The sequence below is a fragment of the Paraburkholderia nodosa DSM 21604 genome, assembly GCF_000519185.1.
GTDB classification, from domain to species: Bacteria; Pseudomonadota; Gammaproteobacteria; order Burkholderiales; family Burkholderiaceae; genus Paraburkholderia; species Paraburkholderia nodosa.
Genome location: NZ_JAFA01000010.1, coordinates 165,019 through 181,174 on the forward strand (window position 1 = coordinate 165,019; position 16,156 = coordinate 181,174).

The 16,156-nt window shown below is 64.9% G+C and carries 13 protein-coding genes; 3 read left to right on the forward strand and 10 right to left on the reverse strand.

Annotated features, from left to right (window positions below; translation table 11 throughout):
• Positions 1-148: 148 nt before the first annotated feature.
• Together A3CW_RS51015 and A3CW_RS0117125 are read right to left on the reverse strand one after the other, a co-directional pair.
• The gene (locus A3CW_RS51015) at positions 149-433 is read right to left on the reverse strand and encodes a hypothetical protein (protein WP_081771700.1); all 285 of its coding nucleotides are present in this window, start codon (positions 431-433) and stop codon (positions 149-151) included.
• Between the two features lie 165 nt (positions 434-598).
• Positions 599-979: a BON domain-containing protein gene (locus A3CW_RS0117125; protein WP_028204660.1), complete on the reverse strand. Its 381-nt coding sequence runs from the start codon at positions 977-979 to the stop codon at positions 599-601.
• A 198-nt stretch (positions 980-1,177) separates the two neighbouring features.
• Here A3CW_RS0117125 and A3CW_RS0117130 point away from each other — a divergent pair, with 198 nt between their 5' ends.
• Complete coding sequence (locus A3CW_RS0117130) at positions 1,178-1,693, forward strand: RrF2 family transcriptional regulator (protein WP_028204661.1); 516 nt, start codon at positions 1,178-1,180, stop codon at positions 1,691-1,693.
• Between the two features lie 96 nt (positions 1,694-1,789).
• Here the strand turns inward: A3CW_RS0117130 and A3CW_RS0117135 are convergent, their stop codons facing one another.
• Both A3CW_RS0117135 and A3CW_RS0117140 read right to left on the reverse strand, forming a co-directional pair.
• On the reverse strand, positions 1,790-2,995 hold the full coding sequence (locus tag A3CW_RS0117135; RefSeq protein WP_028204662.1) for an NAD(P)/FAD-dependent oxidoreductase: 1,206 nt from the start codon (positions 2,993-2,995) through the stop codon (positions 1,790-1,792).
• Between the two features lie 157 nt (positions 2,996-3,152).
• Positions 3,153-4,337 carry a TIGR03118 family protein gene (locus tag A3CW_RS0117140; protein WP_028204663.1) on the reverse strand — a complete coding sequence of 395 codons (1,185 nt, stop codon included), beginning with the start codon at positions 4,335-4,337 and terminating at the stop codon, positions 3,153-3,155.
• Between A3CW_RS0117140 and A3CW_RS52365 the strand changes: the two genes are divergently transcribed.
• Positions 4,336-4,494 (forward strand): hypothetical protein, encoded by a 159-nt coding sequence (locus tag A3CW_RS52365; RefSeq protein ID WP_154677964.1) that lies wholly within the window; start codon positions 4,336-4,338, stop codon positions 4,492-4,494. The two genes, A3CW_RS0117140 and A3CW_RS52365, sit on opposite strands and share 2 nt — an antisense overlap.
• Here the strand turns inward: A3CW_RS52365 and A3CW_RS46640 are convergent.
• The 3 genes from A3CW_RS46640 to A3CW_RS0117155 all read right to left on the reverse strand — a co-directional run bounded on the left by A3CW_RS46640 (position 4,485) and on the right by A3CW_RS0117155 (position 10,788).
• A complete protein-coding gene (locus A3CW_RS46640; RefSeq protein ID WP_081771701.1) occupies positions 4,485-5,804 on the reverse strand; it encodes a tetratricopeptide repeat protein in 1,320 nt (439 codons plus the stop codon). The genes A3CW_RS52365 and A3CW_RS46640 overlap by 10 nt on opposite strands.
• Before the next feature lie 201 nt (positions 5,805-6,005).
• Entirely contained in the window at positions 6,006-8,735 is a 2,730-nt protein-coding gene (locus A3CW_RS46645; RefSeq protein ID WP_051481529.1) for an MGH1-like glycoside hydrolase domain-containing protein, read from the reverse strand.
• Positions 8,736-8,826: 91 nt separating this feature from the next.
• Positions 8,827-10,788: an amylo-alpha-1,6-glucosidase gene (locus tag A3CW_RS0117155; RefSeq protein WP_028204664.1), complete on the reverse strand. Its 1,962-nt coding sequence runs from the start codon at positions 10,786-10,788 to the stop codon at positions 8,827-8,829.
• Between the two features lie 309 nt (positions 10,789-11,097).
• Here A3CW_RS0117155 and A3CW_RS0117160 point away from each other — a divergent pair, with 309 nt between their 5' ends.
• A complete protein-coding gene (locus A3CW_RS0117160) occupies positions 11,098-12,861 on the forward strand; it encodes a tannase/feruloyl esterase family alpha/beta hydrolase (RefSeq protein WP_081771702.1) in 1,764 nt (587 codons plus the stop codon).
• On the opposite strand, the gene A3CW_RS0117165 is transcribed toward A3CW_RS0117160, so the two are convergent.
• From A3CW_RS0117165 to A3CW_RS0117175, 3 genes are all read right to left on the reverse strand, one after another.
• Positions 12,858-13,889 (reverse strand): substrate-binding domain-containing protein, encoded by a 1,032-nt coding sequence (locus A3CW_RS0117165; protein WP_028204666.1) that lies wholly within the window; start codon positions 13,887-13,889, stop codon positions 12,858-12,860. The genes A3CW_RS0117160 and A3CW_RS0117165 overlap by 4 nt on opposite strands.
• A gap of 198 nt (positions 13,890-14,087) precedes the next feature.
• Complete coding sequence (gene rbsB / locus A3CW_RS0117170; protein WP_035513188.1) at positions 14,088-15,053, reverse strand: ribose ABC transporter substrate-binding protein RbsB; 966 nt, start codon at positions 15,051-15,053, stop codon at positions 14,088-14,090.
• Positions 15,054-15,160: 107 nt separating this feature from the next.
• Positions 15,161-16,120 (reverse strand): ABC transporter permease, encoded by a 960-nt coding sequence (locus A3CW_RS0117175; protein WP_035513189.1) that lies wholly within the window; start codon positions 16,118-16,120, stop codon positions 15,161-15,163.
• Positions 16,121-16,156: the final 36 nt, after the last annotated feature.

The following is a 16,156-nucleotide window of genomic DNA, read 5'->3' on the forward strand; positions in this document are numbered from 1 at the left end:
GCCAGTCAGACAAGAAGAGACGAATCACGGGTTTCGCACAGCCTGGTGACGCAAGACGTCAAACAACGCACCGCTGCGATGAAGGTTCATCGCAAGCGGATTATGAGTACAGCGCTGTTGCACCCTCGAGCGAGGATGAGCTGGCCATTCAATGCGCGGCGACTTTCACCGCGTTATGTTGCGCAAGCAACTCGCGTATGCGCGCCAGATGCAGATCGCCAACGGCCGTATGAACGGGCTCGACCTTTCGGGCACGACGCGCAGCAGGCGGCCACGCACCGAGGTATCGGCACAGCGCGGAAACGAACGGCCGCTTCCCTCCGCCAGCCAGCCGCTGGGTCGCAGTGGCAACGCGATCCGCCCCTACATTTGCCACCAGCCATTCCAACGCCTGACGGTCTTCGTCATTCACAATGCGAATTAGCGATTCCATGCGACGCTCCTACTGGACGTAAACACATACTGTGAATTTATACAGTATTTTGCGTCAGTGCAAGGCAAGTTTGAACTTGCTCCTGGGGAGCGTTCGCCGGGGTAAGGAAGAATCGGGAGTCGCCTTCTGGCGGCGTCGCCTCGGGTGGAGGCACGGCGAGACACACTACTGGCTGGCAGCGGCATCCCCTTCCTGCGCTTTCAAGCGGTTCCTCACTGCCGTCACGCCCAGCACCGGCCTTGCGGCATTGCCCGCGCGCGAGATCTGCCAGGTCTCCGGGACGGTGCCTGAAAGCGTGACGACGCCATGGCTGACCCGAATGTGAATGTTCGAATCGTCGAGATCCGGAACGCGCCTGATGGCACGGCGAACATCACGCACCACCGAGGTATCCGGCCGGCTTCCGGGTGTCGATGCCGAGACTCTTTGCACGGCCACACCGGCCGGCTCGCTCACACCGGTTTGCGCGTTCGCATTGGCAGCGCAGCTCGCGATAGCCACGAACACCAATGCACCGATCGTTCCGTTCGCACCGTTTCTGTTCATGCTGCCTCCATCGGGCCGAGTCAACCGAGGAAAAGCGCCTCTTCTACGCGTATGTTCGCACAGGAATTCGCGCGTCGCGTTCTCGATGGCCTGCCCCGCCACGCTGCCCGCCCGAGCGCATACGACGACGCAGCGGATGACTTCGGCGCCGCGCTGCGCTACCCTAACAACTCCGATACAGAAAGTCGTCGTATAACCATGTCACACATCAGCACGGGCGTCGAATACGGGCTGCATTGCCTGCTCTATCTTGCCGGCACGTCCGCCGGCGTGCGCGAGGCGAGCGTGCGCGACCTCGCGGAAATGCAGGGCGTGCCCGTCGACTACGCCGCCAAGCTCTTCACGCGCCTCGCCAAGGCCGGCATCGTCGAGTCGACCGAAGGCATACGCGGCGGCTTCAGGCTCGCGAAACCCGCGCGCAATATATCGGTGCTGGATGTCGTCGACGCCATCGACGGCGAAAAGGCGCTCTTCGACTGCCGCGAAGTGCGCCGGCAATGTGCCGTTTTCGACGACGAGCCGCCCGCATGGGCCACACGCGGCACCTGCTCGATTCATGCCGTGATGCAGGGCGCCGAGCGCGCCATGCGCGCGGAACTCAAGCAACACTCGATTGCCGATCTCGCCACCCGCGCGTATTCAAAGGCGCCTGCCAGCTATCACCATCACGTGGTCGACTGGTTCACCGAGCGCGCCGCCAATCGTCGCGGGTAACAACCGTCGCTTTGCCAGCCCTTCCAGCATGCGAAAAAACGCGGAGCCTCCAACGAGGCTTCCGCGTGCAATCAGACCCGTCGTTGTCCTGAAGGATCAGGCAACCACGATGCGCAGCGGATCTGCGGCGGCGAGCGCTTGCTCGCGGTCCGCGCGAGGCGGATAGATCCATTCGGAGTTGATCTGGTGCTTGAGCTTCTTCGCCTCGGCGCCCTGCAACTTCACTTCGCGCTCCCAACCTTCCGTGTAGACCGCGCCCCATGCGCCCAGATCCAGACAGGTCACGTACTTCGGCTGGCTATACGGAATCGGCGCGAGGCCTAGCAGATCGGCGGCCGCGTTGTGGCCTGCCGAGCGCCCCAGGTTCATCGCGTGCTGGCACGACATCATCGTGTGATTGCCTTCATCGTCGGTGGCTGCACGGGCGACGTCGCCCGTCGCGTAGACACCGGGCACGCCCTCCACCGCGAGATTGCGATCGACGTGAAGACGCCCTGTGGCGTCGAGACGGCCCGGAATCTGCGCGGTCAGCGTGCTCGCGCGCAGCCCGGCCGTCCAGATCACCGTGTGCGATTCGATACGCTGGCCGTCCATTGTCGTGACGCCGCCGGCGTCCACTGAAGCCACGCCCGAGCCGAGCTTCCAGGTCACGCCGAGCGAACCCAGCGCCTCTTCGATAACCGGACGCGGGCCCGCGCCCAGGTCGGGGCCGATCGCATCGTTACGCTCGACGATGATCACCTGCACATTCGCTTGCTCGCCCAGCGCCGCGCGCAGGCGTGCCGGCATTTCCGCAGCGGTCTCGATGCCGGTGAATCCGCCACCCGCCACCACCACGGTATTGCGCGCGGGCGAGTCGGGCTGGTTGGCCAGACTGCGGATGTGCGCTTCCAGTTCGACCGCTTCGTCGGTCTGGTCCACGCTGAAGGTGTGATCGGCGAGGCCCGGAATCGACGGGCGGAACAACCGGCTGCCAGTGGCCAGCACGAGGCGGTCATAGCCGAGCGTAGAGGACTGGCCATCCACGCGGGTCAGATCCACTGCGCGACGCTCCACGTGAATGCGCTCGACCGTGCCCTGAATGAACTTGATGCCAGTCGCATCGAAGATCTCCGTGAGCGGCGCCCGGAAGTTCGCGGGACCCTCTTCGTACAGTCGCGGACGGACATGCAGATGCGGGTCCGGTGCGACCAGCGTGATCTCCACGTCCGTGCGCCCCTGCTCATCGAGCAGCCGCGCCGCGCTCAGCGCGCTCCACATACCGGCGAAGCCGGCCCCAATAACAAGAATACGCTTCGACATTTGTGCCTCTCCAATGCAGGGATACGTGATATCGGTAGACTCGCGCCGCGCCTGCGCAACGCATAACTCGGATTCTATGAGTCGGAGTTTAAATGCGCAAGCCCCCTGTTGGGACGCACTGTTGACGAATCAGACAGCGATGCCGCGTTGCCAGGCGCTACATGCCCATACTCGTCCCTGCCCCCGTGCTCGTGCCCGTGCCGGTGCCCGTCGTCGTGACTGGGTTCGGCGTCGCATTCAAATCGATTCGTCCATACACGCCATCGGCCTCGCCATTCGGCCCCGCCGCGAAAAACAGTGTATTGGAAGGCTGGTTGCTGAGGTCGTTGCCGAACGCAATGCCCCACACGCCTGGCTCGACGAGCGCATTGCCGTTCGACCCATTGAGCGGCCCCATCGACTGGCCGTTCGATGCATTGAACGCGTTGATCGCGCCATTACCGAAATTGCCGATCAGTATCGCGCCGCTCATCGAGCCGAAGTTCGCGGGCGCTTGCGCAATGCCCCATGGCGCGTCGAGCGGACTGCCCGTTGCGAAGCGCTGCTTCAGGTTGCCCGCCGTGTCGTACACGTCGACCATGCCGAGCCCCGCGCCTGCAACATCGTCGTGCTTCGCCGCGTCCTGCATCGCATACGTGACGAACAGATTCGAACCGATCGCCTGAATGCCGAACGGCGCGAAGCCGGCTGGCATCGCCGGGTCCGTGAAGCCGCCGGGCATCGTAACCTTGTTGAATGAGGTATTGAAAACGTCGATCTTGTTGTTATGGAAGTCGGTCGCGTAGAGGAAGTTCGCGTTGTTCATCGTCGCGAGCGCGAGCCCCTTGTAAACGGCGCCGCCCGTGCCGTCGTCGTACATGACGAAGGCGTTGGTCGGCCCGACCGCAGGCGCCCACGCGGTGATGGTGCCGCCCTCGCCCGCGAAGATGAACGCGGCGACGCCGGACTTGCCGTTTTCCGTGACGGTGAAGCTTTGTGTGCCGTTGAAGACGATGCCCGTGGGCGATGCCGTGCCGTTCTTGCCGCTGGGTATCGCGACGATCAGCGATTGCGGCACGCCGTTGCCGTCATAGAGTGTTGCGACGTTGGTGCCATTGTCCGCGACCCAGGCAAAACCATTCGGATTGAAGGCGACACCCCACGGGTTCTTCAGATTCCCGTCGATGTGAGCGGCCGCCACCGCACCATCGGAAACGAGCGCCGTCGCCGCGAACGACGACGTGACCGGCACGCTCGCACTGCTGGAACCCGAACTGGAACCGGAACTGCCGCCACACGACACGAGCGTCGCGATGGCCGCACCACATGCTACGACGCCGAATACGGCGAGTAGAGACTTCATGACCGCACTCCTCGTTCAGTCCAAGGGACTAACGGACAAAGAACGAGGAGGACGCAGCGTTTATTCCAGCGAAGAAAAAGGGCTTGTTTCGCGGGCGATCGCAATGACTGAACTAGCTAGCGAAAAGCACATGGCGGGCAACGAGCGCTATGCGTGACTATCGGGCGCCTGCAGGCTCGCCGATGCCGGCGGCAATCTGCGCGGCGTACCAAGCAGGGCGAGCTGCTTCTCGTGCGGCGTCAGCGCGCCACTGTCGCGCTTGTCCGCTTCGGCATATTTTTGCGCTGCACGAGACAGATCGCCTTCGTCTTCCAGCGCCTGCCCCCACAGTTCATAAGAGGGCGCGAGATCGGGACGAAGCTCCACCGCGCGCGCCAGCTTGACGATCGCCGCCTCGTATTGTCCGTTGTCGACGAGCGCTTCTCCCCAGTCATGCAGGATGTTGACGTCGTCGTGATGCATTTCATCTGCGCGGTGAAACGCGCTTAGCGCTTCGGCATACCGGTGCGCGTGCAACAAGACGTCGCCGAGCAAGCGCTGGTTCTCCGCGGTACTCCACCGCTCGTGGGCGCCCGCGCGAAGCTCCTTGATCGCGGCGTCGATTCTCCGCTCCTGTTCGAGCGCAATGCCGAGATTGGCCCGCAAGACGGCCGAGTGCGGATACAGCAAAAGCGCGTCACGTGCCTGCTGTTCCGCCTCCTCGGCGCGGTTTTGCCTCAGCAGCAGCCAGCCTTTTCCAGCGAGCGCCCATTGGCGTTGCGGTGAGCCTGGCCGGCCGAGGACATCGTCATAAATGGCTTCGACGTCGCTGTAGTCGCATTGGCCCGGCGAACACCGTGTCTTTTGCACCGCCGTGAAGACATGGCTCGCGAGCGTATTCGGCTCGACAAGCCGCATGACCTCGATCGCGATGTCTCGCACCGACTGGTTGAAGTCCTTGCCGGTGAACGCGACGTCTTCGTGCATGGCGTTGAACGGGCCGTTTTCGATCTGGATATGCGCGACATACGCATCCGGGCTGTCGTTCACGTGCGTAATGCCGATATGGACGACCACGTCCTGCCTGTTCCTGAACAGCGTCGATTTCAGAAAGCCGACGATCGAGGCATAAGACATGTCTTGACCAGGTAGCTTGATATCCGGGCTGTCGTTATCGGCCAACGAGACATCGTGCGGAACCGCGTCGCTGTCGCTGCTGATGCCACGCATTGCCGAAAGAATTCGTTCTGCCAGGAATTCCGGGGTATAGCCGGTGTCGGCCAGCGCTTTCGGTGTTTCCACCGGGGGCACCAGCACGTGTTGCGTGAGCGCGCCGGAGATGACGAGCCAGCAAAAGGGAACGGTCAGGACCGCGATGACCCAGGTGAGCACAAAGGGCCACAGCTCCCGTGGCGCGCGGCCGATCAGCCCGACCAGAAACAACACATGAGATAGACCCGCAGGCCTGCGATCCGGAACGCTCGACATGTTGCACCTCGACTCGGCTGCAGTTGGCTGGGCCCAACTGTCGGTCGGCGTGAATGCATCGAGTGTGCCAGCGCAAGCGAACGCTTTACTGCCGGGCGTTTCGGCTAGGTTTGCGAATGTCGCGCGTGGCAGGTGTTATCCCCTGACCAACGCTTGAACACGGCGAGTGCCGGTTCGCAGCAGACACCTGCGAATGCGCGCTCACTTCACCGCCTCCACGTCTTCGACCTCGCCCGCCACCGGCACGTTGCCCGAGGGGCTCATCATGCGCGGCTGCAGCATCAGTGCGACGAGTCCTGTCCAGCCGGTCTGGTGCGATGCGCCGACGCCGCGCCCGTTGTCGCCATGGAAGTATTCGTGAAACAGCACGAGATCGCGGCAGCGCGGATCGGCCTGCAGCAGCGGGTACGCGCCCATCACCGGGCGCTCGTTGTTGCGGTCGAGCAGAAAGAGCGTCGTGACGCGGCGCGCCAGCTCGTCGGCGATCTGCGCGAGCGAAAGCTTCTTGCCCGAGCCGGTCGGATACTCGACGCGAAAATCGTCGCCATAGTAGCGGTGGAATTCGTACAACGACTCGATCAGCAGATAGTTGACCGGCATCCACACCGGGCCGCGCCAGTTCGAATTGCCGCCGAATACGCGCGAGTCCGATTCGGCGGGCAGGTATTTGACGCGGAAGTCGCAGCTGTTGTGCCGGTAAATGAAAGGCTCGTCGAGATGGGCGCGAGAGAGCGCACGCACGCCGTGGTCGGAGAGAAATTCGGCTTCGTCGAGCATCCGCCGAAGCAGTGCCTTCATGCGGTGCCCGCGCAATAGCGAGAGCAGCAAGGAATTGCCCTTGCCGGGCTCGTTCCAGCGCGACACGAGGCTGGCGAGGTCGGGCCGGTGCTGGAGGAAAAAGACTAGCCGCTCGCGCAGCCCCGGCAGACCGCCGTGCACCCGCTCCTCCAGCACCCGCACCGCGAAGAAGGGAATCAGCCCGACGATCGAACGCATGCGCAGCGGCACGCTGCTGCCGTCCGGCAGCCTCAGCTTGTCGTAGAAGAACTCGTCCACGCTGTCCCACAGGCCCGTCTCGCAGCCGTCGTCGCAACTCACCGCGCCCGCGATATACAGGAAGTGCTCGAAGAACTTCACGCCGATATCGACGAACACATGGTTTGCGAACGCGAGTTCGAGCGCGATGCGCATCAGGTCGAGCGCGTAAGCCGCCATCCACGCGGTGCCGTCCGCCTGGTCGAGGTGCCCGCCTGTCGGCAGCGGCGACGAGCGGTCGAAGATGCCGACGTTGTCGAGACCCAGAAAGCCGCCCTGGAAAATGTTGTGGCCGTCGGCATCCTTACGGTTCACCCACCACGAGAAATTCAGCAGCAGCTTGTGGAAGATGAGTTCGAGAAAATCCCGGTCCGCCTTGCCAGTGATCGCGCGATCGATTTCATACACGCGCCACGCGGCCCACGCGTGCACGGGCGGATTCGCGTCGCCGAACGCCCATTCGTAGGCGGGCAACTGGCCGTTCGGATGCTGGTAGCGGTCCTTCACGAGCAGCAGCATCTGCTTCTTTGCAAACATCGGATCGACCAGCGCGAACGCGACCGCCTGAAACGCGAGGTCCCACGATGCGTACCACGGGTACTCCCATTTGTCCGGCATCGAGAGGATGTCCGCGTTGCACAGATGCCGCCAGTCCGCGTTGCGCCCGCGCTGCCGCGCGGCGGGCGGTGTCGGCTGCAGCGGATCGCCTGCCATCCAGCGGTTCACGTCGTACTGGTAGTACTGCTTCGACCACAGCATGCCCGCCAGCGCCTGGCGCTGCACGAGCCTCGCGTCGGCGCTCTCGATGTCGCGCTGCAGCGCGTCGTAGAACGCGTCTGCTTCGGCAATGCGCTGCGCGAACAGGCCGTCGATGTCGAGCGCCACTTCCTCCTTCGGCGCGGACAGCGGACGCCAGCGCAACGTGACGACCGCGCGGCCGTGCGCGGCGATCTCGAGATGCACGCGCGCGGCCGCCTTCGTGCCCGCGTCGCGCCGGATCGCGTCGTTGTCGCCATGCACGACATAGTCGTCGAAACCGTCCTTGAATGGACCGGCGCCGTCCATGCCGAAGAGACGCTTCACGTTGGTGTCGTTCTCGCAAAACAGCCACTCGACGCGCTCGCCTCCCTGCGCGGCCGCCGTCACGACGAGCGGCTCGTGCGTGCCACAGTGCGCGACGACGTGTTCGCCGCCGGCCGACGAGACGAGCGTGAGCGAAGGCTTGCTGCCTGCGGCCTTCCACGACCACGTGTTGCGCGCCCAGAACTGCGGCAACACGTCGATCGAAGCGTGCTGCCCGGCGCGGTTCTCGACTGTCACGCGCATGACGATGTCTTCCGGCGTGTGCTTTGCATATTCGATCTGCACATCGAAGTAACATTGATCGTCGAATGCGCCCGTATCGAGAATTTCATATTCGGGCAAGCTGGCGCCGCGCCGCGCGTTTTCGTCGACCAGGTCCTGGTAGGGAAACGCCGCTTGCGGGTACTTGTAGAGCATGCGCATATACGAATGCGTCGGCGTGCTGTCGAGGTAGAAGTACAGCTCCTTCACGTCCTCGCCATGATTGCCTTCCTGATTCGTAAGACCGAACAGACGCTCCTTCAAAATCGGGTCGAGGCCGTTCCACAGCGCGAGCGAACAACACCAGTCCAGCCGCTCGTCGGCGAAACCGGCCAGGCCGTCCTCGCCCCAGCGATAGGCGCGCATGCGCGCGTGGTCGTGCGGGAAGTAATCCCACGCGGTGCCGTGCTCGCTGTAATCCTCGCGCACCGTGCCCCATTGGCGCTCGCTGAGGTACGGTCCCCAGCGCTGCCAGCGAGCGTAGTCGGCCGAGTACAGGCGTTGGCCTTCAACCGTGTGGATGAGGCCGGCGGCGCGCTGCAGCATGGGCATCTCCTTGAATTGGGGCGCGGCGCGAGCGCCGCGAGTCTCCCATGCTAGCGCGGTTGCCCGCAGGGCGTGCGCGCGGCGCTACGGATGCGGGCTAGCCGGCGTCGCCGAGCCGTTTGAGAACGCGCAGCAATTCGCCGAGCGACCATGCCTGGAACGGCGCGCCGCCGCTCTGATGCGGCGCATCGCCATCGGCGACCTCGGAAACATGGTCAAGCCCGGCGCGGTCGAGATGCGCGAGCAGCGGCGCGACGAACCGCTCGCGCGCGAGCGCGAGCTGCGCCGCAGTATCGCCGTTCACATACAGCCAGGCATCCACGAAGGGGCCGAGCAACCAGGGCCAGACGGTGCCCTGATGATAGGCGCCGTCGCGCTCCAGCACGCCGCCACGGTACTGCCCGCGATACGCGCGGTCCGACGGCGCGAGCGTGCGCAGCCCCATGGGCGTGAACAGATCGGCTTCGACCTGCGCCACGACCGGGCGCGCCGCATCGCCTTCGAGCAGCGCGAACGGCAGACCGCCTGCCGCGAAGATCTGGTTCGGTCGAATCGAGCGATCTGCCGTGCCGTCCACGTGATCGACATCGACCACGTCGAACAGCGCGCCCGTCGACGGATCGACGAAGCGCCGGGCAAACGAGGCGTTGGCGAGCGCTTCGAGCTCGCGCCAACGCGTATCCCATGCCGCAGCAATGCGCAGCGCGTTGATCCACAGCGCCTGAATTTCGACCGGCTTGCCGATGCGCGGCGTGACGACCCAGTCGCCCGCCTTCGCATCCATCCAGGTGAGCTGCACGCCCGGCACGCCGGCTCGCAGCAGGCCATCACGCGGATCGGCTGCGATCCGGTAGCGCGTGCCGCGCGCATAGCCTTCGAGGATGGCGTCGACGGCGCCCTGCAGCGCATGCCGCGCTTCGTGCGGCACGTTCCCGGCCGCGAAGTAGTCGTGCACCGCCACGATGAACCACAGCGAGGCGTCGACGGAGTTGTACTCGGGCGCGCCACCCGCATCGGCAAAGCGGTTCGGCAGCATGCCCTCTGAGACGGTCGCCGCCCATTCGAGCAGGATCGCGCCCGCCTCCTCGTAGCGCTCGTTCGCGAGCAACAGACCACGCATGGCGATGAACGTGTCGCGGCCCCAGTCGGTGAACCACGGATAGCCGGCGACGATCGTGCAGCCGTCGCCGCGCGCGACGACATAGGCGTTGGCCGAGCGCTGCAGGCGCGAGCCGAGCGACGCCCGGCGCACTTCTTCGAAACCGGCGAGCAGTTGCGCGCGGCTCGCCGCGCTTTCATTGCTGTCGAGCGAGGTATCGGGTGCGCGAGACAATGGTTGCGCGCGCAACAGCATCACCGCATCGCCCTTGTCGAGAGCGAACGTGAACACGCCTGGCGTCGCGAGATCCTCGATGCAGTCGAGACCGCGTTCGCGTTCGCGCGGGTAGCAGAAGTTGCGGTACCAATCCGGCGCATGCGTATAGGCGCCGTTCGAGCGCGCGACGACGGCGGGCAGATCGCCGTACGGTTGCCAGCGCACGTATTCGCCGTCGATCTGGGCGTGGAAGTCGAATGCGGGGTTCTCGTGGTGCAGCCCGTGATAGTCGCGACCCGAGATCAGCGGGCGGACTTTCAGCACGGCGCCGCCAGCCCCGGACGATGCATCGAGCCGCCAGCGCAGCACCGTCTCGCGGCTCGCCTTCGCCACGAACACTTCTGCCGTGAGCACGGCGCCGCCGTCCAGCCGGTAGCGCCACGTGGGCCACGGCGACGTGTCGAAGCTCGCGATGCGCTCCGAGGTATCGGGATAGAGCAGATCGGGCGCGTAGCGCTGCATCGTCAGCGCGGTCTTGCGCTCCCCGTCCTCGAGCCAGGCTTCGATGCCGCCCACGAGCACCACGCGGTTCGTGGGCGGCTGCGTAGCCGTGAGCAGCAGCGCGTGATAGCGGCGCGTACGCGCGGTGCCGACTGTGCCGGACGCGAATCCGCCGGCGCCGTCCGCTTCGAGCCATTCGTCGTCGAGGCGCTGCGCATCGATGGGGCTGTCAAGACGCGTCATCGGTTGTCCTACCCTCGTGGATCACCTGCGCAACGATACTCCCGCCGGCTCGGCGCCGCCAGAAAGCGGGTCGAAAGCACGAACCGCCAACATCCGCCAGCAGCGGGCAAACGGATCGTGCGCAAATTGGCGGGTGCCGCACGTACCAGCGACTATTATGGATTCACCCATCAAGCACCGGGCACGGGCGCGAATGCGGTGGCCGCGCCATTGCCTAAAGAAATACAGGGTATGAGTGCGTGGCGGCATAGGGGCCGATGCCGCGGCTTGCAGCGCCTTCTCCAGGCCTCACTGGAAGGAGACAACGCAATGAACTCGAACAGCGGGCTGTGGCGCGCTTGCAGGCTTGTGCCTTCGCGAGCCGGTGCGCTCTGTGTGCTGGTGCTGTGCGCCATCTGGAGCAGCGGCGCGTATGCGCAACCGGTGGCGGACTCGTGCCGCGACGCGGCGTGTGGACCGCACGGGACGCCGCCGCCGTCGAAAACGAGTTGCCCGCAATTGACCGGGCTGACCATTGCGGCCCGCAAGATCGACCTGCCGACCACAGGCGCCGTCGTCACGTCCACGACACAGATGGCGGCAAGCGGCAGCGGTGCGACCGCCACCGGCTCGTACTGTCTCGTCGCGGGCGCGATCCATCCGGTCGATCCGTCCGCGCCGGACATCCTCTTCAACATCGCGTTGCCGGACCAATGGAACGGCAAGATCCTGATGCTCGGCGGCGGCGGTTTCGACGGCTCGATTCCCGCCGTGACCGGCAACGTGCCGAGCGCGCCGGCCAATCTGCCGGGACCGCTGTCGCGCGGTTACGCGGTGTTCGCAAGCGACTCCGGGCACGAAGCGACCAACGGCGCGGTGAACGGCGCGTTCTCCGTCAACGCCGAGGCCTACGACAACTTCATGGGCGCGGCGCTGAAGAAAACGCATGACGCCGCGCTCGTGGTCATCAAGGCGCATTACGGCGCGCATCCGTTCAAGGCGTATTTCGCGGGCGGCTCGACTGGCGGGCGCGAGGCGCTGACCGTCGCGCAGCGCTGGCCGCAGGACTGGGACGGCGTGATCGCGTTCTATCCCGCCTATGACTTCACGACGCTGAGCCTGCAACAGTTGCGCGTGACCGAAGGCTTCGCAGCGCCCGGCGCGTATCTCGACACCGCGCAGCGCGCGCTGCTGCTCAAGGCGGTCATGCAGGCGTGCGACGGGCTCGACGGTGTCGTCGACGGCCTGATCAGCAACGTGCAGGCGTGCAACGCGACGTTCAACCCGGCAACGGCGAGTGTCGACGGCGCTCCCCTGCGCTGCGCAGGCGGTGTGGCGCACGGCGACACATGTCTATCAGACGCGCAGATCGCCGCGCTCAACACCATGAACACGCCGCTCGTGTTTGCGTATGCGCTCGAAAGCGGCGAAACGCAGTATCCGGGCTACAACGTATATGGCGCCGATCTCGGCGTGGGCAGCAGTTCGCCGCTCGAGCCGACCGTCACGACGCTTGCATTGGGCACGACGCAGCCCTCGTATCCACTGCAAAGCACCGCGATGTTCGACGGGCAGATCGCCGACGAGTTCGTCCGCTACACGGTCATGAACAACCCGAACTTCGACTCGCTCACGTTCAATCCCGCGCTCGCCGGTCAATGGTCCGGGCGAATCAGCATGCTCTCGGGACTCGACGCGACCGACGCGAACCTCACGCGCTTCATGCGGCACGGCGGCAAGTTGCTGATGGCGCACGGCACCGTGGACCAGACCGTCAGCACGCGGGCAACCGAGATCTACTTCGAGCGCATGCAACTGACGATGGGTTTTGGCGCCGTGGCGTCATTCGTGCGCTTCTATGAAATTCCGGGGCTGCAGCACGCCGTCGGCACCGAGTTCAACGCGTCATGGGATTCGCTCACGACACTGGAAAACTGGGTCGAGCACGGCACGCCGCCGGTGCACCAGGTGGTCACCGACACCGCGGGCGTGCCGGGCCGCACGCGGCCGCTGTGCCAGTATCCGGCGTGGCCCAGCTATAACGGCGCGGGCGACGTGAACAGCGCCAGGTCGTTTACGTGCGTGCAGGGTTAGCGCTGGTCAGGGCGCCCGCGCCGCTGCCGATAATGGATCTGCGCGGGCACCTGAATGGACTCGGGCGCGCCTTCGCCTTCGAGCAGCGAAAATACGCAACGCAGGCTATGTTCCGCGAGTTGGCCGCTGTCCTGCACGATGGCGTCGATGCGAAGCGGCAAGCAGTCGAGCAGCTGATGATCGTCGAAGGTCATCACGCGGCCCGGCGCCTGGGCGAGTTGATGCGCTTCGTTCACGAACTCCAGCAAGCCCTCGAGCAGCGTAATCGAACCGGCGAACAGCGCCTCGGGATAGCGCCCGTGCGCTTCGAACCAGGCCTTCATCAGCGCATAGCCCGACTCTCGCTGGTAGTCGCGCTGAAACACCCAGTCGGCCTGCTCCGCAATGCCATGCCGCTCGAGCGCGAGCCGATAGCCCGCAAGGCGGTCGCGGCTCGGTGACAGTTCTGGCTGGCCGCCGAAGAACACCAATTCCCGCACGCCTTGCTCGATCGTCTCGCCCACCAGTGCCGCCACCGTTTCGGCGGCATCGGTAATCACATAGGGAATCGCGCTCGTCGCCACGCGGCGATCGGCGAACACGATCGGCAGACGCTTGACCCACTTGTCGTAGCGCGGCGCTTCGGCCGTACACGGCACGACCACCACGCCATCCACCTGCTGCGCGACCAGATGCGCAAGGCCCTCGGTCTCGCGCACCGGATCTTCGTCGCTCGTCACGATCACGAGCTGATAACGGTAGCGCTCGCGGCATTGCCATTCCATGGCCTGGGCGAGCGCGGCGTGCGCCGAGTTGGTCAGATCGGGAATCACGAGGCCGATCGTGTTGCTGCGCCGCGAGCGCAGCGCGCGCGCCGACTGCGACGGCGTGAAATGATGGTCCCTCGCCACCTGCAGCACGCGCTCGACCGTCGCCGCCGAAATGCGGTAGCGCTCGGCATTGCCGTTGAGCACCATGCTGGCCGTGGTACGCGAAACCTCCGCGAGGCGGGCAATGTCGTCGATAGTCAGACGCTCGAACTGGGACACGCGGCGTTCCTGCTGGATGTGGGTTGGGGGTCGGGTGAACGCGGGAGCGAAAAGCCCGCAACGCGGCTGCAAGCCAGGGCAAGCCCCAAAAACGAAGCGCCCCGTGTGACACGGGGCGCGCGGTAGCCCTCAAGCGCGCGCGTACGCGAAGATCTTCGCGTCCGATGGTACTACGCTCGCGCGCGCCTGAAAACGTGCTTACTGCTTGTACAGGTTCAGCGGCACCGGAATGAACTTGTCGACCGGCTGACCGTCGACCACCTTCTTCGCGGCCTGCACGCCATACTGGCCGATCAGTTCGGGCTGCTGCTGCACGGTCGCGGCCATCTGGCCGGCCTTGACCGCTGCGATAGCGTCGTCGGTGGCGTCGAAGCCGACCACGGCCACGTTCTTCAGGCCCGCAGCCTGCAGCGCCTTCACCGCGCCCAGCGCCATTTCGTCGTTCTGCGCGAAGACGCCCTGAATGTCCTTGTTGCTCTGGATGATGTTTTCCATCACCGAAAGGCCCTTGGCGCGATCGAAGTCGGCCGGCTGCTTCGTGACGATCTTCACGCCGCCCTTTGCCGCGATTTCGTCGTCGAAACCGGCGCCGCGTTCGTTGGCCGCCGACGAACCCGGGATCCCTTGCAGCTCGACGACGTTGCCCTTGCCGCCCAGCTTGTCGGCGAGGAAATCAGCGGCCATCTTGCCGCCCGCCTTGTTGTCCGAAGCGATATGCGAGCTGACTTCCGCGCCGCTCACGCTGCGGTCGAGCGAAATCACCTTGATGCCCTTGCTGGTCGCTTCCTTCACGACGTTGGCCACCGCCGAAGAATCGGTCGGGTTGATGAGGATGACGTTGACCTTCTTCTCGATCAGGTCTTCCACACTCGCCTGCTGCTTCGCCGGATCGTTCTGCGCGTCGACGGTGATGAGCGTCACGCCGTCCTTCTTCGCTTCGTCTTCGGCGCCCTTCTTGAGCGAAACGAAGAACGGATTGTTGAGCGTCGAGATCGACAAGCCGACCGTGACCGCGCCGCCCGAAGCCGGCGCTGCAGCCGACGCGCCAGCATCGGCCGTGCTGCCCGGACCTTCCTTAGAGCAGGCCGCGAGGCCCAGCACGAGCGAACCGGCGGCGAGCGCCGCAAAGAGTTTCGAGATCGACGGCGAATTGTGCTTATGCATAGTCTTCCTCCTCGTTATATGTGGAGTGTGTGGAGATAAACAACTCAGGATAACTATTGATGCCAAACTGCCGCGCCACGCAAATGGAGCGTGGCGCGGCCTGGGTATTACGACGACTTCTTGTTGCCGCGATCGATCAGCACGGCAAGCAGGATCACGATGCCCTTGATGACCTGCTGATAGAACGACGACACGTCGAGCAGATTCAGGCCGTTGTTGAGCACGCCGATCAGGAGCGCGCCCACGAGCGTGCCGAAGATCCAGCCACGGCCGCCCGTGAGGCTCGTGCCGCCCAGCACGACCGCCGCGATGGCGTCGAGCTCGTAGCCCGTGCCCGCGGTCGGCTGCGCGGAGTTCAGGCGCGAGGTCAGCACCACACCCGCGAGCGCCGACATGACGCCCGCGATCGTGTACACCCACAGCTGGATGCGATCGACCTTCACGCCGGAAAGCTTCGCCGATTCCGCATTACCGCCCGTTGCATAGATATGACGGCCGAACACGGTCTTGCGCAGCAGGACCCAGAACATGCCGAACATCGCGAGCATGAGCACGACGGGAATCGGCACGAGGCGCGCGACATAGCCGCCGCCCAGCAGCGAGAAGAAGTCGCTGTTGAAGCTGCTGATCGGGCTGCCGTTCGACACGACGAGCGCGAGGCCGCGCAGCACCGTCATCGAACCGAGCGTGGCGATGAACGGCGCGACCTTGCCCTTGCTGATCACGAGACCGTTGGCGAAGCCCATCAGGCCGCCGGCCACGAGGCCGGCGAGCGTCGCGACGATGGCGGGCGTACCCGCGCTCAGCAGCGTCGCGATGATCACCGAGGAAAGCGCCAGCACGGAGCCCGCCGAGAGATCGATGCCGCCGAGCAGAATCACGAGCGTCATGCCGAACGCGATCAGCGCGTTGATCGACGCCTGCCGCATCACGTTGAGCAGATTGTCGACCGTGAGGAAGTCGCGGCTCACGATCGAGAGCGCCACGGAAATGATCAGCAGTGCTACGAAAGGTCCGAGCTTTTGCAGCGTCGCCCGGCTGCCGGGGGTGAGAGTCACTTGCGACATGTCATGTCTCGCTAGTTTTCAGTGAATGAGTCGGCG

Excerpts from the sequence above, each read along its gene's own strand:
- A3CW_RS46645 (WP_051481529.1), bottom strand. The coding sequence starts at position 8,735 with ATGCCCATGCTGCAGCGCGCCGCCGGCCTCATCCACACGGTTGAAGGC.
- A3CW_RS0117125 (WP_028204660.1), bottom strand. The coding sequence starts at position 979 with ATGAACAGAAACGGTGCGAACGGAACGATCGGTGCATTGGTGTTCGTG.
- A3CW_RS0117140 (WP_028204663.1), bottom strand. The coding sequence starts at position 4,337 with ATGAAGTCTCTACTCGCCGTATTCGGCGTCGTAGCATGTGGTGCGGCC.
- A3CW_RS46640 (WP_081771701.1), bottom strand. The coding sequence starts at position 5,804 with ATGTCGAGCGTTCCGGATCGCAGGCCTGCGGGTCTATCTCATGTGTTG.
- A3CW_RS0117175 (WP_035513189.1), bottom strand. The coding sequence starts at position 16,120 with ATGTCGCAAGTGACTCTCACCCCCGGCAGCCGGGCGACGCTGCAAAAG.
- A3CW_RS0117130 (WP_028204661.1), top strand. The coding sequence starts at position 1,178 with ATGTCACACATCAGCACGGGCGTCGAATACGGGCTGCATTGCCTGCTC.
- A3CW_RS52365 (WP_154677964.1), top strand. The coding sequence starts at position 4,336 with ATGACCGCACTCCTCGTTCAGTCCAAGGGACTAACGGACAAAGAACGA.
- rbsB (WP_035513188.1), bottom strand. The coding sequence starts at position 15,053 with ATGCATAAGCACAATTCGCCGTCGATCTCGAAACTCTTTGCGGCGCTC.
- A3CW_RS0117155 (WP_028204664.1), bottom strand. The coding sequence starts at position 10,788 with ATGACGCGTCTTGACAGCCCCATCGATGCGCAGCGCCTCGACGACGAA.
- A3CW_RS0117135 (WP_028204662.1), bottom strand. The coding sequence starts at position 2,995 with ATGTCGAAGCGTATTCTTGTTATTGGGGCCGGCTTCGCCGGTATGTGG.
- A3CW_RS0117160 (WP_081771702.1), top strand. The coding sequence starts at position 11,098 with ATGAACTCGAACAGCGGGCTGTGGCGCGCTTGCAGGCTTGTGCCTTCG.
- A3CW_RS51015 (WP_081771700.1), bottom strand. The coding sequence starts at position 433 with ATGGAATCGCTAATTCGCATTGTGAATGACGAAGACCGTCAGGCGTTG.